At 58.9% G+C, this 15,271-nt stretch carries 12 protein-coding genes; 9 read left to right on the top strand and 3 right to left on the bottom strand.

Features of this window, described 5'->3' with window-relative positions; all coding sequences use genetic code 11:
* Window positions 1-296 precede the first annotated feature (296 nt).
* The 4 genes from P3S72_RS10730 to P3S72_RS10715 are packed head-to-tail and all read left to right on the top strand — an operon-like array spanning window position 297 to window position 3,823.
* A complete protein-coding gene (locus P3S72_RS10730) occupies window positions 297-926 on the top strand; it encodes a paraquat-inducible protein A (protein ID WP_276197304.1) in 630 nt (209 codons plus the stop codon).
* Window positions 923-1,537: a paraquat-inducible protein A gene (locus P3S72_RS10725; RefSeq protein ID WP_276197303.1), complete on the top strand. Its 615-nt coding sequence runs from the start codon at window positions 923-925 to the stop codon at window positions 1,535-1,537. The genes P3S72_RS10730 and P3S72_RS10725 overlap by 4 nt, the downstream gene beginning before the upstream one ends.
* Window positions 1,530-3,209, top strand: a complete 1,680-nt coding sequence (locus tag P3S72_RS10720) for an MlaD family protein (RefSeq protein ID WP_276197302.1) — start codon at window positions 1,530-1,532, stop codon at window positions 3,207-3,209. The genes P3S72_RS10725 and P3S72_RS10720 overlap by 8 nt, the downstream gene beginning before the upstream one ends.
* A complete protein-coding gene (locus P3S72_RS10715) occupies window positions 3,206-3,823 on the top strand; it encodes a PqiC family protein (RefSeq protein WP_276197301.1) in 618 nt (205 codons plus the stop codon). Before P3S72_RS10720 ends, P3S72_RS10715 begins: the two co-directional genes overlap by 4 nt.
* A gap of 434 nt (window positions 3,824-4,257) precedes the next feature.
* On the opposite strand, the gene P3S72_RS10710 is transcribed toward P3S72_RS10715, so the two are convergent.
* The 3 genes from P3S72_RS10710 to P3S72_RS10700 all read right to left on the bottom strand — a co-directional run bounded on the left by P3S72_RS10710 (window position 4,258) and on the right by P3S72_RS10700 (window position 7,874).
* Entirely contained in the window at window positions 4,258-6,456 is a 2,199-nt protein-coding gene (locus P3S72_RS10710; RefSeq protein ID WP_276197300.1) for a TonB-dependent siderophore receptor, read from the bottom strand.
* Between the two features lie 99 nt (window positions 6,457-6,555).
* The gene (locus P3S72_RS10705) at window positions 6,556-6,981 is read right to left on the bottom strand and encodes a ParB N-terminal domain-containing protein (RefSeq protein ID WP_276197299.1); all 426 of its coding nucleotides are present in this window, start codon (window positions 6,979-6,981) and stop codon (window positions 6,556-6,558) included.
* A 2-nt stretch (window positions 6,982-6,983) separates the two neighbouring features.
* Window positions 6,984-7,874, bottom strand: coding sequence for a CoA ester lyase (locus tag P3S72_RS10700; protein WP_276197298.1), 891 nt, complete (start codon window positions 7,872-7,874; stop codon window positions 6,984-6,986).
* Window positions 7,875-8,484: 610 nt separating this feature from the next.
* On the opposite strand from P3S72_RS10700, the gene P3S72_RS10695 reads away from it, so the two are divergent.
* From P3S72_RS10695 to P3S72_RS10675, 5 genes are read left to right on the top strand one after another with little or no spacing between them, the layout of a single operon-like run.
* A complete protein-coding gene (locus P3S72_RS10695) occupies window positions 8,485-9,879 on the top strand; it encodes a Y4yA family PLP-dependent enzyme (protein ID WP_276197297.1) in 1,395 nt (464 codons plus the stop codon).
* A 14-nt stretch (window positions 9,880-9,893) separates the two neighbouring features.
* The gene (locus tag P3S72_RS10690) at window positions 9,894-10,937 is read left to right on the top strand and encodes a cysteine synthase family protein (protein ID WP_276197296.1); all 1,044 of its coding nucleotides are present in this window, start codon (window positions 9,894-9,896) and stop codon (window positions 10,935-10,937) included.
* Between the two features lie 28 nt (window positions 10,938-10,965).
* Entirely contained in the window at window positions 10,966-12,114 is a 1,149-nt protein-coding gene (locus P3S72_RS10685) for an NAD/NADP octopine/nopaline dehydrogenase family protein (RefSeq protein ID WP_276197295.1), read from the top strand.
* A gap of 37 nt (window positions 12,115-12,151) precedes the next feature.
* Window positions 12,152-14,002: an IucA/IucC family protein gene (locus P3S72_RS10680; RefSeq protein ID WP_276197294.1), complete on the top strand. Its 1,851-nt coding sequence runs from the start codon at window positions 12,152-12,154 to the stop codon at window positions 14,000-14,002.
* Window positions 14,003-14,018: 16 nt separating this feature from the next.
* Window positions 14,019-15,263 carry an MFS transporter gene (locus P3S72_RS10675; protein WP_276197293.1) on the top strand — a complete coding sequence of 415 codons (1,245 nt, stop codon included), beginning with the start codon at window positions 14,019-14,021 and terminating at the stop codon, window positions 15,261-15,263.
* Window positions 15,264-15,271 lie beyond the last annotated feature (8 nt).

The following is a 15,271-nucleotide window of genomic DNA, read 5'->3' as shown; positions in this document are numbered from 1 at the left end:
ATCTTGAGATTGCCGAGCCGACTCCCAGGCCCAAAAAAAGCCACTCAATCAGCGGGCTTTCTGTGGTGATCTGGCATTCAGCGTTCCAGGCGACTGAAATAACGATACCAATCCGTACCGAAATATATTTTGACAGACCTTTTGTGCCAAGCAATACTGTACAGGCTGGTATCGAATAGACCGCCTCTTGCGTGTACTCACCGAAATCAAACGGGACGCCACTCTTCAGGCCGCCGCCAAGTCAACGTTGTATCGCCACTACCGCTCCAAGGAGGAACTCTTCCAGGCGATAAGTCATGAAAACCCTCAATCCGATGAATACTTTTTCTCACTTGATCATCTGTCAGCATTGCGACTCACTGTTCGAGTCGGTGTCGCTGAACAGATGGCAGAAAGCTGAGTGCACACGCTGTGGCGCAGTGCTCAAACGCGGGCAGCGGATGAGCGTGCAGACGCTGTTAGCGCTGTCCATTACCGCCGCCCTGCTCTTCGCCTTTGCCAACGCCTTCCCGGTCATCAGCATCAGCATGGAAGGCTTGAACAACGAAGCCACCTTGTGGGCATCCGTAGAAGCACTGGCTCACGGTCGGATTACGCCGATGGCTGCGGTGGCCGGACTGACCATAATCCTCGCGCCGATGTTGCAGATTGCACTGCTGTGCTGGTTATTGGCGTTTGCCAACGCTGGCCGCGCGGCTCCCGGTTTCAGGGCCTGTATGCGCACACTGGAGCACTTACGTCCGTGGAGCATGCTGGAGGTCTGTTTACTCGGGATATTGGTCGCGATCGTCAAGCTGGCCGGCATGCTGAATGTGCATCCGGGCTTGGGACTGTGGGCACTCGGCATGCTCACCGTGTTGCTCATTTTGATATCGGGCAAGGACATTCACCGTCTTTGGGACGACCTGGCGGACCAACTTATATGAGCCAGCCAGCCTACGCCCGCGAACTGAACCTGATGCCTTGCCACACCTGCGCACAGATTTGCCGGCGGGATGAACACCGCTGCCCCCGCTGCAATGGCCCTGTGCATGCGCGCAAACACAACAGCATTGCCCGCACCTGGGCATTGCTGCTGGCGGCGCTGATGCTCTACATCCCGGCCAATCTGCTGCCGGTCATGCGCACCAACATGTTAGGCAACGCCAGCGACAACACCATCATGAGCGGGGTCATCGAGTTCTGGAAAAGTGGGTCCTGGGATATCGCCGCCCTGATCTTCTTCGCCAGCATCGTGGTGCCGTGTATGAAGTTCCTGATTCTGGGCTTGCTGCTCGTGACCTGCCAGCGCAAGAGCCGCTGGGCCATGCGAGGAAGAAGCCGGCTGTATCGCATGGTCGAGTTGATCGGCTACTGGTCCATGCTTGACGTGCTGGTGGTGGCACTGGTCGCCGCGCTGGTGCAGTTTCGCTCGCTGAGTTCCATCGACCCGATGTTGGGTATCGTCTTTTTTGGTCTGGTGGTGGTGCTGACCATGCTGGCCGCCATGAGTTTCGATCCCCGGCTTATCTGGGATGCAGAGGTTGAAGATGTCTGATCATCACGTTTCCACCGATTCGCCCGCAGCCAAACCCTCAATCAAGACGCGACGCTTCAACGTTTCCCTCGTGTGGATTGTGCCCATCGTCGCGGCGTTGGTTGGCGCGTCGATGTTGATCAACAACGCACTGTCGGCGGGCCCGCAGATCAGTATCAGTTTCCAGACCGCAGAAGGTCTTGAGGCCAACAAGACTCAGGTCAAATACAAGAACGTGGTGATCGGCAAAGTCACGGCCATTGCCTTGAGCAGCGACCGCAGCCACGTGGTCGCGAAAGTCGATCTCGATGCTTCGGAGCGTGCCTTCACCGACGAAAACTCGATGTTCTGGGTTGTCCGTCCGCGCATCGGTGCCAATGGGATTTCCGGGGTCGATACCCTGTTGTCCGGCGCCTTTATCGGGGCCGATGCGGGCAGCTCGGGGAAAACCGGGAAAAACTTCGTCGGTCAGGAAACGCCGCCGCCGATCACTTACGGCGAACAAGGCAAGCGCTTCACCCTGCACACCACCGACCTCGGCTCCCTGGACATCGGCTCGCCGATCTACTATCGGCGTATCCAGGTCGGCCAGGTGGTGTCCTACCAGCTCTCGGAAGACGGTAAGGGTGTCGACGTAGAAATCTTCGTGCGCTCGCCCAATGACCGGTTCGTCAGCACCGATACGCGGTTCTGGAATGCCAGTGGCATTGACCTGACAGTGGGGGCAAACGGCCTGAAGGTTAACACCCAATCGCTCTCGACCATCCTTTCAGGCGGTATCGCGTTCGTTGAACCCAAGTACAGCCCCACCACCCAACCTGCGACCGAGCATGCTCGCTTCGAACTGTTCGGCGACCAGGAGGCGGCCTTGGCGCAGCCCGATGGCGAGCCTCGTTATATCCGCATGAACTTCAATCAATCACTACGCGGCTTGGAGGTGAACGCGCCCGTGGAGTTCATGGGGGTAAACATTGGTCATGTGGTGTCCGTAGATCTGGACTACGACACTAAAACCATGACCTTTCCCAGTATGGTCGGGGCGGTGATCTACCCAAACCGCTTGGGTCATGCCAACGAAACACTCCTCAAGGATCAGGGCTCGGAAGACGAAAACAGCATGGCGCGCCTAATGGCCACCTTCGTCGAGCACGGCCTGCGCGCTCAAGCTCGCAGCGCCAACCTGCTGACCGGCCAGTTGTACATTTCCCTGAGCTTCATCCCCAAGGCAACCCCGACTCCGTTCGACCTCGCGGCGCGACCATTGGTGATCCCCACGGTGCCAGGCAGCTTAGACAAAGTGCAGGGGCAGCTAGAGGGCCTGGTCGACAAGATCAGTAAACTGCCGCTGGAAGACATTGCCAAAAACCTCAACGGCAGCCTCAGCGAAATGCAGAAGACCTTGAAGCAGGTCAACGGCGAGGTACTACCGCAGATGCACGGCGCCTTAGCACAGACACAGAAGACCCTGGACACCGTCAATTCAAGCTTTGCCGAGGACTCGCCCGCACGCCTGCAAATCAGCAATGCCATGGACGAAGTTCAGCGTACAGCCCGCTCAGTGCGAGTGTTGAGCGACTTCCTCAGCCGCAACCCAGAAGCACTGATACGTGGCCGAACAGCGCAGGGCAAACCCGACAGCTACAAGGCCTCGATTCATTCTTCACGTGACGTCGAACCGGAAATACAACCATGAAGACCCCGCTCTTGATCCTGATCACCAATGTTTGCCTAACGGCTTGTAGCGCCCCGGTCATGCACTCCTACACCTTGCAAGGCAGTACCCCGCCGTCAGAGACCCCGGTGGCGGCTCCGGCCTTCCAGCTCGAGATTCGCCCCATACGCGTACCGGTGCAGGTCGACCAACCGCAACTGGTCGTGCGCCTGAACCAAGCCAGTCTGGCCATCATGGAAAACGACCGCTGGGGCGCGCCGCTGGCAGAAGAGTTCCATGACGCGCTCACCGATCGACTTGAATCGCGACTGGGCACCCACGACCTCGCCGGGATGGGCAAAGACGCTAAGCGCCCAGTGCTGTCGATTCAGGCCGAGGTACGCCGCTTTGACTCTTTGCCGGGGCAATATGCGCTAGAGGAGGTGGTGTGGAGCCTTGAGCTGCGCGGTAATGGCCAGGTACGTCGCACACTGACCTGCGCCACCCAGATTCGCCAACCGGCAGGGGTTGAATTGAAAAGCCTGGTGTTGGCCCATCAACACTTGATTGATCTGTTGGCGAAAACTATCGCCGATACCGCTAATGGCTGGACGAAAGACGCAGCCCTTAAATGCCCATCAGAGACATCAACCTGATGTACACCCTGAATAACTTTACCGAGTGCGATCAGTATGGGGATCAGCCGCAGCTAAAACTTACGCCGATGCGGGGCTTTTTGTTTGGACAGGCTCAATCATGGGTGCGTGCCGCACTCATGTGACGCTTCACGATGAATGGACGAACAAAACCGCCACCGCCAGGCGCTGCCGTATTGTTCAATGTTTGAATAGTCGAACGTAATGAGCCGACCGTCCCAACGTAGGCCGCCAGGAACGTGCAAGTCTTCCCGACAAGGGTGAAGCGCAACTCAGTCGAGCGCTTGCAGAAAGTTATGCACGCCGTGGGCGCCGAGGTGTGGCCATTGCGCTGCGCAAGCAGCAGCGCATGGATCACCCGCGCAAGCCATAACACCTCAGCCGTTCACGGATAGGCTCGTTGCGGGTGCATGATTGCTGCATACCGGCGCCGGTCAAAAATCGACAGTTGCCGACAGTTGCAAGGTGCGCGGAGACCCCGGGGAAAATGCACCATAGGAGGCCACGCCCGACCAATACTCACGGTCGAAGACGTTCTGCACCGTGGCGCGGAAGGTCGTCGGCCGCCCTTCAATTTTGGTGGCATAGCGCGCGCCTGCATCGATACGGGTCCAGGCGTCCAGCTCTTGGGTGTTGGCCTGGTTGACGTACTGGCTGTCGGTATAGATTGCACCGCCGGTGAGGGTAAAACCTTCCAGCCACGGGGTGTCGTATTCTGCCCACAGGTTGGCCTGGATATCGGGCACGCCCACCGGTTTATTGCCGCGGTTGGCGGCAGTGGCCGAGTCCGTCAGCTCGCCATCCAGGAAGGTCACACCGCCCATCAAGCGCGTGCCCGGCGCCACCTCACCGAACACGCTCAGTTCGACGCCACGGTTACGCTGTTCTGCCTGCACCGAAAATAGATTGTTCGCGCCCACCTCGCCGCTGGGCTTTTCTATCTGGAACAGCGCCAGGGTGGTCATGAACGTTCCGTGTTCGTACTTCACACCGATCTCATGCTGTTTGGACTCGTAGGGCGCGAAGGTTTCCCCAGAGTTGGCAGCCGTGCCCGGGGCGATATCGCCTTTGCTCAAACCTTCCACATAGTTGTAGTAAAAAGACACGTCGTCCCACGGTTTGACCACCACGCCCACCAGAGGGGTGGTTGCGTTGTCTTTATAGCGGGAGCTGACCGCACCGGCCGCATTGTAGTTACGCGACTCGATGTCCTGGCGGCGCACGCCCAAGGTCAGTTGCAAACGATCATCCAGAAAACCCAGGGTGTCGGTCAGCGCCACGCCGGACAGCTCCGACTCGGAGATGCGCAGCACCTTCGGGGCATTGATGTATTGCTGGGGCGTGTCCACCGGGTGGTAGATGTTGGAGAGAACCTCCATGCCGTTATTGATACCCCGAGACAATTCATCCTGGTAACGGGTGGCCATCAGCGTGGTGATATGAGTCACCGGGCCGGTGGCGAACTGCCCCCGAACCCCCACATCGGCGGTAGAACGATCAACATTGAACTTGTAATAGCCTGGGGTATTGCTGGTGTCGCCAGCGTCATTGAGGATGCGCGGCACCTGGTCGGACATGCGCTTTACGTCCGACCTGCCACCCCCCGCATGGGCGAACACGGTGAGGTTGTCGTTCAGGTCATATTCACCGCCGAGCAATGCGGACTGCTCCTTGGTGTCCGACCAGCCCCATTTTTGCGGCAGACTGGTGCGGCCATTGGGGGCGGATGGCACCTCTACGCCCGGCGCGATGGTGAACGGGCGTGAGGCGCCTTCGAAGCTTTCTTTCTGGCTGATGTAGTCCAGGTTCAGCCGCAACCGCTCGCCGCGATAATCCAGGGCAATCGCACCGATCCCCACGTCGCGATGCTGGTCGTTCACGGCAGTATCACCGCCCTGCAGGCTGCCGTTGAAGCGCACGCCGAACTGGTTCTCCTCGCCAAAACGCCGACTGATATCCAGGTGCCCGCCCGCTTGGGAGTCCGACGCGTAGCTGCCGGTGAAACGGGTCAAGTCTTCCTCCAGTGGCCGCTTGGGGACGATGTTGATGACACCGCCGACGCCACTGTTGGGCGAGATGCCATACATCAGCGCGCCCGGCCCCTTGAGCACTTCGACGCGCTCGGCGTACTCGGTAAAGACCCGGTAATTGGGCGCTACGCCATACACACCGTCGTAGGCCAGTTCACCCAGGTTGCCTTCGCCAATCGCAAAGCCGCGAATGAAAAATGAATCGACGATACCGCCCGTCTGACCGGTCGAGCGCACCGACGGGTCGCGCTCCAGGGCATCGGCAACGGTGACGGTTTGCAAGTCGGCGAGGGTTTTGGCGGTGTAGCTGGTGACGTTGAACGGCGTGTCCATCACGTCTTTGTTGCCCATCATGCCCAGCCGCGCTCCGCGAGCCACTTGCCCACCGGAGAGTACCTCCGGCAGCGCCGTCGGGCCGTTGTAGCGGCCGTCAACCGTGGTGGCGTCCAGGATCAGGCTGGGTGTACTGGTGTCCGTGGCGCCAGGCGTTTGCGTCTCAGCCCAGGCATTGGCGCCTGCTGCGACCATCACAAAATTCAACAGGGCGGTCCGGATGGCGAGTGCTAACACGCGCTCACCGCAAGGTCGGCTGGCAACAGGCATGACGAGAGGATCCTTTCAACGAGAGAAAATGGGAATCACTCCTAATGCCAGTCGACGTGCGAAAAAGTATCACCGCCTAACATGTTTTTTTTGCACAGCTCATTCGTACAGGCGCTCCAACGGTATCGCGATGACCGGTAGCGCCGGGTCAAACACATGCCGCGTGGTCTTGTACGCAAAGATCTCGCCACGTGCGATGGTGGCGAAAATTCGCGCCACCTCGAACGCTTGCCCCGTCTGCCAGTGCCTTACGCACACCCGTGGGTCCGCATAGTCGAGTTGGATGCACGGCACCCGATGCAAACCCAATTGCAACGCCGCGTTCAGGCGATGGTTACCGTCCATCACAATGCCTTGCGAGCGCTCGACGATGATTGGCGCCAGCCAATGCCCTGTGCGGATGATCGAGTCGCATAGCCACTGCACATTGGCCGGGTCCACCTGCTCCGATTGCAGTACTTCGCACACAGGTCGCAGAGCAATCTGATAGGCCTGTTCCAGGGTTCCCCCCTGCCCTGGCGGCATTTTCAGCAGGCCCCGGTCTTGGCGACCGCTGCGTAGCGGTGGGCCATATCCAGCAGGCGTTGCGCCTGTTCGATCAGCGGCAGATCGACCATTTCGCCGTCAACTTGCACCGCGTGGCTACCGCCGGCCACAGCACTCATCACCCGATCCGCCCAGGCCAATTGGTGCGCATCGGGCAGGAAGGCGCGCTGCACCGTCGCCAACTGCGCGGGATGGATGCACAGCTTGGCCCCGAACCCGAGGGAGCGCGCGTATAGCGCGTCCCGGGCGACCACCGCCAGGTCGTTGATCGCAGGGGTCACCCCGTCGATCGGCGCCGGTAAATCCGCCGTGCGGGAGGCCAGCACGATGCGGTTGCGTGCATACACAAACGCCTCAGGCACCTGGCCGCAATTGATATCCAGGGAAAAATCCAATGAGCCAAATGCCAGGCGTGCCAGGCCGGGAATCGCGGCAATCGCCTCCACTTGCTGCAAACCTTTGGCCGTCTCGATGATCGCGACGATGTGCAATTGGGGATGCCACGCCAGCAACTGCTCGACCACCCGTGCCAACGCTTGCGGAGCCTCGGCCTTGGGCAGGAATACCCCGGTGCAACGCTCGGGGTAACGCATGTCGCGCAGCCATGTCAGGTCCTGGCGGAACGATGCGCTGCCGACACTGTTGAGCCGGATAAACCGCTGGCACGCAACGCTCTGCGTACTCTCCTGCCACGCCCAGACGGCGCCTCGGGCAGCGGCTTTGCTCTCGGGATGAACCGCATCCTCAAGGTCCAGAATGATCGCATCCGCCGCGGCCTCAACCGCTTTGGCAAAGCGCTCCGGACGGTTCCCCGGAACGAACAGGTAGCTGATGGGAAGCATCGCAGTGGTGCTCGGACGATCAGTGTTCATTGCATCTCTCCTTGGCGTGCATCAGTCGTGGTTTTTGCAAAATTTTCGGGGGCCTCGGGCGAGTAAATTGCGCCTCTGGCGCCGCCCTCGCCGATCAACGTTTAACCCCTTATTGATCAATGAATTAACGCCGCTTTTAAACTAGGGATGAACGCCCGTAAGCGCAGGCAAATACACGGTCGCGCACTGACCTTCAGCGGGTATTAATTTGGAATATTTGAAAACCTTACTTGATAATCGTTCTCGATAGCAATATTGTTCACGCCGTCGAGAGAAACTTTTCTCGTATACATGCAACTCTTAACGTTCACCGCAAGTGTGGCCTAGCGATATCATTTGCCCATCACTCATCGGTGAATCAGATCAAGAAAACCAGCAGTTAGTGGCCGGTCGCTACATCCGTATAAACCTTAGGGAATTGGGTTCTTATGCAATGGTTTTGTGAACCGATTATCGCCATCAAAGCCACAGTTTCGCCTACTGGGTTCGTGTGGCATCCACCGCCAAACGCATAAACGCTGAAAATACGACGAGTGACAAGACCACATTCATCGATCTCTTTTAATGATCGACATATGAATGGCGATGCTATAAGCGCCAGGGGATAGTTATGTCTATTGCAACGACACGCCTCAATGAAGTGCGGACCGAAGTCCATATTTCGCACATGCTTAATCCATTATTGGACGCCAGCATCGCACAACTGCTACATAGCCAACCCGACAAACTTCTTGAACTTGTCGCACAGCATGGTTCGCCGCTTAATCTTGTATGGCCACATGCCTTTGCGCTGAACACGTGCGCATTGCAATCAGTGCTGGAACAGCATGAGGTTCAGTATTCGATCTTCTATGGCGCCAAAGCCAACAAGTCACACTGTTTGCTGGAAGCGGCTAAAGCGTCCGGGATCGGCGTCGACGTTTCCAGCATTTACGAAATGCGAGCGGCACTGCGCGCCGGTGTGCCCGCCGATCAGTTGTGCGCCACTGGCCCTGCCAAAACCCAGGATTTTCATCGAGCGCTGGTGCATGCCGGCGCACTGATCTGCGTCGATTCACTGGAGGAATTCGACCATTTGAAAACACTGCTCGAAACGCGCGCCGAGGCCACCAAAGCCAGGGTTTTACTGCGTTACAGACCCAAAAGCTGTGCGACCAGCCGCTTCGGAATGGGCCCTTCGGACCTGTTGGTGTGCTTGCACTTACTGACTCGATTTCGGGCCTTTATTGACTTCGAGGGCTTCCATTTCCACCTCGGTGGCTACGGGTTCGACTCTCGCGCACAGGCCTTTCGTGAGGTGGCCGACTTCATCGATGCCGCTCGGGAGATGGGATTGAACCCGAGCATGATCGATATTGGCGGAGGCTTGCCCATCCGCTATATCGAGCCGCAAGCCTACGAGCGCTTTCTACAAAACGACAATACGCCAAGTCACTATTACAACCAGTCAGTACCAAAGTCTTATTACCCTTACGGCAGTAACTTGACGGCAAGCCAATGGTTGACGTTATTCCTGGAAAGCTCATTCTCGCCGCGACAGAGCATTGCCCAGTACTTAAAGGCCAACCGCATCATACTGGCATTGGAGCCGGGTCGAAGCCTGGTGGACCAAGCCGCAATCTCGGTGTTTCGTATTACACGCAGCAAAAAATTGGCCAACAATAAAACCGTCTTATTTGTCGAAGGCAGCAGCTTCAGCGCCTGTGAAACATGGTTCGCGTCCGAATACCTGGTCGACCCGATTTTAATCAGCACGGCGCCCACTTCAGCCACACCGATGCAGGCCTATATTGCCGGGCATAGTTGCCTGGATGATGACGTCATCACCCAACGGCTGATCAACTTCACTGTTTCCCCCAAGGCCGGTGATTTATTGATTTATGCCAATACCGCCGGTTATCAAATGGACTTGCTGGAGAACGAGTTTCATCGTCACCCCCTGCCCCGGCGAATGGTGGCGACCTGTTGCACGCAAGGTAACTACGCGTTTTCACCTGACTACTAAAGGCAGCACTTCATATGATACTGACTAAGGTTTCCGAGCTGATTGGCAATACGCCCATGTTGGGTATTTATATCCCGGGCACTGACGCCCGACTGTTATTAAAGATAGAGAAGAATAACCCCGGCGGCAGTATCAAAGATCGTATGGCGCGCAATATGGTGCTCGCCGCGCTCAAGTCCGGACGTTTGAAACCGGGCGGCGTGGTGGTTGAGTCATCTTCGGGCAATACCGGTATCGGCCTGGCCATGGCCGCCGTCGAATTTGGCCTGCAATTTATCGCCGTGGTCGACCATCACGCGGCACAGGACAAGATCGCAGTGATGAAGGCGCTGGGCGCCGATATTCGGTTTGTCGCGGGGACCTATCGCGAAGACGAAGTCGCGGTGGTGGAGCGCCAGCGCTTGGCGGCCGAACTCGCCGAGCAGATTCCGGGCGCCGTCTTCATGAACCAGTCCGACAATGCTGCCAACGCCGGCGGCTACAGCGACTTTGTGCGGGAAACCATCGTGCAGGCCGAAGGTGTTATCGGAGCGTATGTCGGTTGCGTCGGTACCGGCGGGTCGATGACCGGGATTGCCCGGGGCCTCAAACAGCACAACCCCAACATCGTGACCGTGGCCGTTGAGCCCGCCGGCTCCATCGTCTTTGGGCACCCCGGCTATCCGTACTATCAGTCGGGCACCGGGACGCCCGCCGGGGATACGGTGGGGCTGGTGCTCGACTACAGCTGCATCGATCTGGGCGTGCAGGTTACCGACTCACAAGCCTTCGAGACCTCCCGCTATATCGCCCGCCACCTCGCCCTGCTGGTGGGCGGCTCAACCGGTGGCGCGATTTTCAAGGCCCTGGAGCTGATTCACAAAGGCGTACTGAGCGGCAATGTGGTGGTGCCGATTGCCGACGGCGGCGAAAAATACCTGCACACGGTGTTCGACGATAAGTGGCTTGACGAACGTGACTTGCTGGACCCCGGCGTCGCCTCGCAACTGGATGCCTGGCTGGGCAAGAACCACTGGCAGGAGTCCAGCTCCGCCCCGCTGCAACTCAGCGTCGCATGACCCTCTTTCGACTAAGGAACGCCTCTTAATGAAACCGCTGAAAGTCGCCATTTGTGGCGGTGGCCGGACCGGTCATCTCAACGCCATCCTGTTCAAACAGCTGCCCGACGTCCTGGTTTCGCTGCTGACCAGCAACCTGGAAGTCGTTGACCATCACGCCCGGCAGGTACCGCTCCAGGCACTGCTGCCGGACGGTCGCACACTAAACGCCCGACTGGATCGGGTGACCACCGAGGCCAGGCCCGCCGTCGAAGACGCCGATATCGTCATCATCACGGTTCCAGCCCATGCCCGCGCTAAAACGTTGCAGGCCATCGCGCCGCATCTGAGCACCAGTAAACCGGTGTATATCGGTGCGATCCCGGGCTTCTGCGGGTTCGACTGGCTGGCCGAGGCCACACTGGCCAACCATCCGAACCTGGTGATCTGGGGTATGAAGGACGTGCCTCATACGGCCTTCGAGCTCAAACCTGGCCGGTCGATAAAAATGGGCGGCGGCAAAAGCCAGTTGTATGTCGCAACCCATGCCCGCGAATCCCAGGCGTCGCGCCAGCAACTGCACGATATCCTCACGCGGCTTTACGGCCCTTGCGTCACGCTGCTCGATCACTACCTGGAGATCACCCTGACACCCGGTAACCCGATCATGCACAGCTCGGTGATCTACGGGTTGATCGGCCCCTACGGCCAGTGGCACCGCAAGATTTTCCCGCAGCGCCTGTGCTGGTGGACAGAGTGCCCCGAACTGGGCGCTTACTTCCTGGAGCGCATGGATCAGGAGAGCCAGGCACTGTGCGCGGTCATCAGTGAGCGCATGGGCGTCGACCTGTCGTCCGTCAAATCCTTGAAACAGGAAATCGTCGAGGCTTACGGCGATCAGATTCGCGACCAGAGCAGCATGCTGGCCATTCTGCGCACCAACCAGGCCTACAACGACATCCTCGCGCCCATGGTACCTGCCGGTGATAACCGCGCCGGGTATGTGATCGAGCGTGAGAGCCGCGCGTTCAACGAAGACGTCGCCTACGGCCTGGTGCTGCTGGTGGAAATGGCCAGGCGTTTCGAACTGAAAGTGCCCTATATCGAAGAAGTCTTGCACTGGAGCGTTGCCTATATGCAAGGCCTGCGCGACTCGGCGCTGGATTACTTCCCGAGCCAATGGCCACGCACGGCATAACCCTTTTACTGAATGACTCAACGAGCAGATAGCTGATATGGATGACCTCAAAACCTTGATCGCCTACTCCCGCAAGAACGCCCTGCGCCGGCTGATTCGTTGCTTGTTTGCGGAAAATATTCTGGATCGTGCAGCGCTGGCGTTTACCCACGGGGGCCACCAGGCCACCTACCCGCTCAAGCAGAGCGGTGCGCAGCTGTTTTTCTCCGAGATTGCGCTGGGGCCGGCCGACACACTGGTCAATGACGGTGACGTGGTACTGCTGACGGCCGAGGGCGTGCGCCAGGTGATCACCAGCCACCAGGACCTGCTGGATGTACTGCGTGACAGCTTCGACTTCGAGCCCAGCGACGAAGGCGTGGCCGGGCTCAAGTCGGATATGGAAAACAGCCTGCTGAACGACGCCCACGCACGCCAGTATCGCCAACACTGGAACGCACGCCTGGCCCAGGCCGCTCAAAACCAGGGGCTCACCAGCCTGACCGATTACCTGCGCCACCACTCGAGTACCAAGGACGCCGCCATCCTGCTGGATCAGTGGGGCTCGCTGGAAGGCCACCCCTACTACCCGACCTGGAAAGCCCGCCCCGGGTTGAGCGACGCAGAGGTCGAGCAGCTGTCTCCGGAGTTCAACGCCCAGGTTCCCCTGAGGATTGCCGCCTTGCGAGCCGACATGGCCAAAAGTGAAAGCATGCCTCACGTGACCAGCTACCACAGCTGGTTCGCCAGCAACTTCCCGGCGCACTGGGAACAATGGAAGGCGGCGCTCAACGGTAAAGGCTTGGATGAAACGCAATGGCTGCCACTGCCGATTCATGCCTGGCATTTGCAGGCGTATGTGCTCAAGACGTTTGCTGCGGAAATCGAAGAAGGCCTCCTGATCACTGAGGGGCCGGATATCCAGACGCTGCCGACCATGTCATACCGCACGATGATGCCGGTGTTGGACCACGCTGCGCCGCTGATCAAGTTGCCCATCGCGTTGTGGATGACCAGCGAGTTGCGCAGCCTGCAAGCCAAGTCGATCCATATGGGACCGCGCATCAGCATGCTGATCACGCAAATTTTGGAAGCCGAAAAGGGTTTCGACCAGCAGCTGGAAATCTTCCCGGAAGAAATCGGCGTGCGCTACAGACACGCGATCACCCAGGACGACGTACCGGGCAAACACCTGTCCGTGGTGTTTCGTGCCAGCCGGCAAGCGTTCGAACGCAGCGATGATCGATTGCCAATTACAGTGGCTTCGTTGTTCACCCGTTTGCCGGGCAGCGGTCGGCCACTGTTTACCGACCTGATCGAACGTGACGGGGTGCGTGCCAGCGCCTCCAACGTAGAGAACTGGTTTCGCCAATACGCCAAAGTCGTCACCCATCCCGTGGTGGCGATCTATCTGCTGTACGGTATCGGCCTTGAAGCGCACCAACAGAACACCATGGTGTTGTTCTCGCCCGACGGCCTGCCACGTAGCCTGCTGATCCGCGATTTTGGCGATGGCCGGACCTACGCTCCGCTGCTGGAAGAGCGCGGCTATACCTTACAGCCGCATGTGCAGCCTGGCATTCTGCCGACGGTGTTTGTCGGCGATATCGAACCGGTGCGCATGTTTGTGCTCGATGCCGCGTTTCTCACGCACCTGCATGAAATGGCCCTGTGGCTGACCAAGGAGTACGAAATGGACAACACACGCCTGTGGACGGTATTGCGCGAGGAAACCGAGAACGCCTTTGCTGCGGTGCGCGAGCGGGTATCGCCGCAGCTGTGGGAAGTGGAGCGCCAGGCCTTTGTCGAGGACCCGTGGCCGACCCGTTCGTTGTTACGCATGCACCTGATGCAGTATGCCAACTACCGTTTGCAGCACACCCTGACCAACCCGCTAGCTGCCGTTTAATCGCCGAGGCCGTCTCATGTCCCAAGCAGGTGCCGTCCAGGGTTCGAGTGTAAGAATCCTTATTTACCTTCTGTTCGCGATCCAACTGGTCTCTATGGGCGCGATGGAAATGAGCGGGCCGTTCTGGCCCGTGCACCTGCGCGGGCTGGCCGCCTCGGAGTCGGTATTCAGCTTCGCCAGCATCGCCGTGTACGTCGGGCCGATGCTGGGCATCATGCTGACCAGCGCATTCTGGGGCCGTATCGGCGATCGCTACGGCCACAAATTGATGATGATCCGCGCACTCGCGGGGTTGTCCTTGACCCAGCTGGGGCTAGCGCTTTTCAGTGACATATGGGTAATCCTGGTCCTGCGTTTTCTGCAGGGCGCATTTGCCGGCTACATCGCCCCCGCGCAGGCTTACGGGGTCAGTATCGAAGCCCCGTCGCGGCGGGCCCGGTTGTTTGCGATCCTGCAAATATCGACCAATGTGGGCTCACTGTTGGGTGCGGTCGTTGGCGGCATGATCCTCGATTACGCGACGTTTTTCTGGATCAACATCGTCGCCTCGGTGCTATGCGCCCTCTGTACCGTAATAGCCGCCGTGACGTTACCGGATGTGCCCCCGGTGCAAAAAACCCCGACGGTCAGCGCCAGCACTCCAGCCGCAGGCACCGGCCGCGTGTGGCGCGGTTCTCCGCTGCTGTCGCTGCTGTGCGTCATGGGGATTTTGCTGCTGGCACGCATGCTGCCGCAGACGTCATTCTCGCTGTACGTCAGCTCGACGTTCGAGGTCAGCAACTCAGTGGTCGGCCTGTGCTACGGGCTGCTGGCGCTGGGCTTCATCCTGTCGGCGACGGCATGGTCGCGCTACTTCGAGCATCGCTCGCAACAAGAAACGCTGCAACGCATCACCTACATCGTCATGGGCTGCATCGCATTGACCGCCGTGGCAGGCGTTACGCGCAATCCCGTGGTATTTATCGTCGCCTACTTCATTTGGGGGGTACTGCTGGGAGCGACCACCCCCGTGCTGATGGCATTGATCTCGAAAACCGCCGACAGCTCGCGGCAAGGCTACGTTCTGGGCATTGCGCAAAGTACCGCGCAATTCGCCTCGATTGCCGGCATTTCCATCGGTGGCTTGCTGAGCCAGGTCTACGGCCTGCAATACACCTATCTTTTCGTGTGCCTGGCCTATGCAGTGGCGCTGATACCCATGCTTGCGTTGCGGTACTGGTCGGTGGCCGCGCCCTCCAATCGCATTGCGGGCAGCGACTGAACAAGGAG

It is taken from the genome of Pseudomonas sp. D3 (genome assembly GCF_029320995.1).
In the GTDB taxonomy this organism is placed as follows: Bacteria; Pseudomonadota; Gammaproteobacteria; order Pseudomonadales; family Pseudomonadaceae; genus Aquipseudomonas; species Aquipseudomonas paraveronii.
Note: the sequence above shows the minus strand (reverse complement) of the source record. Positions and strands in the feature narration are given on the sequence as shown.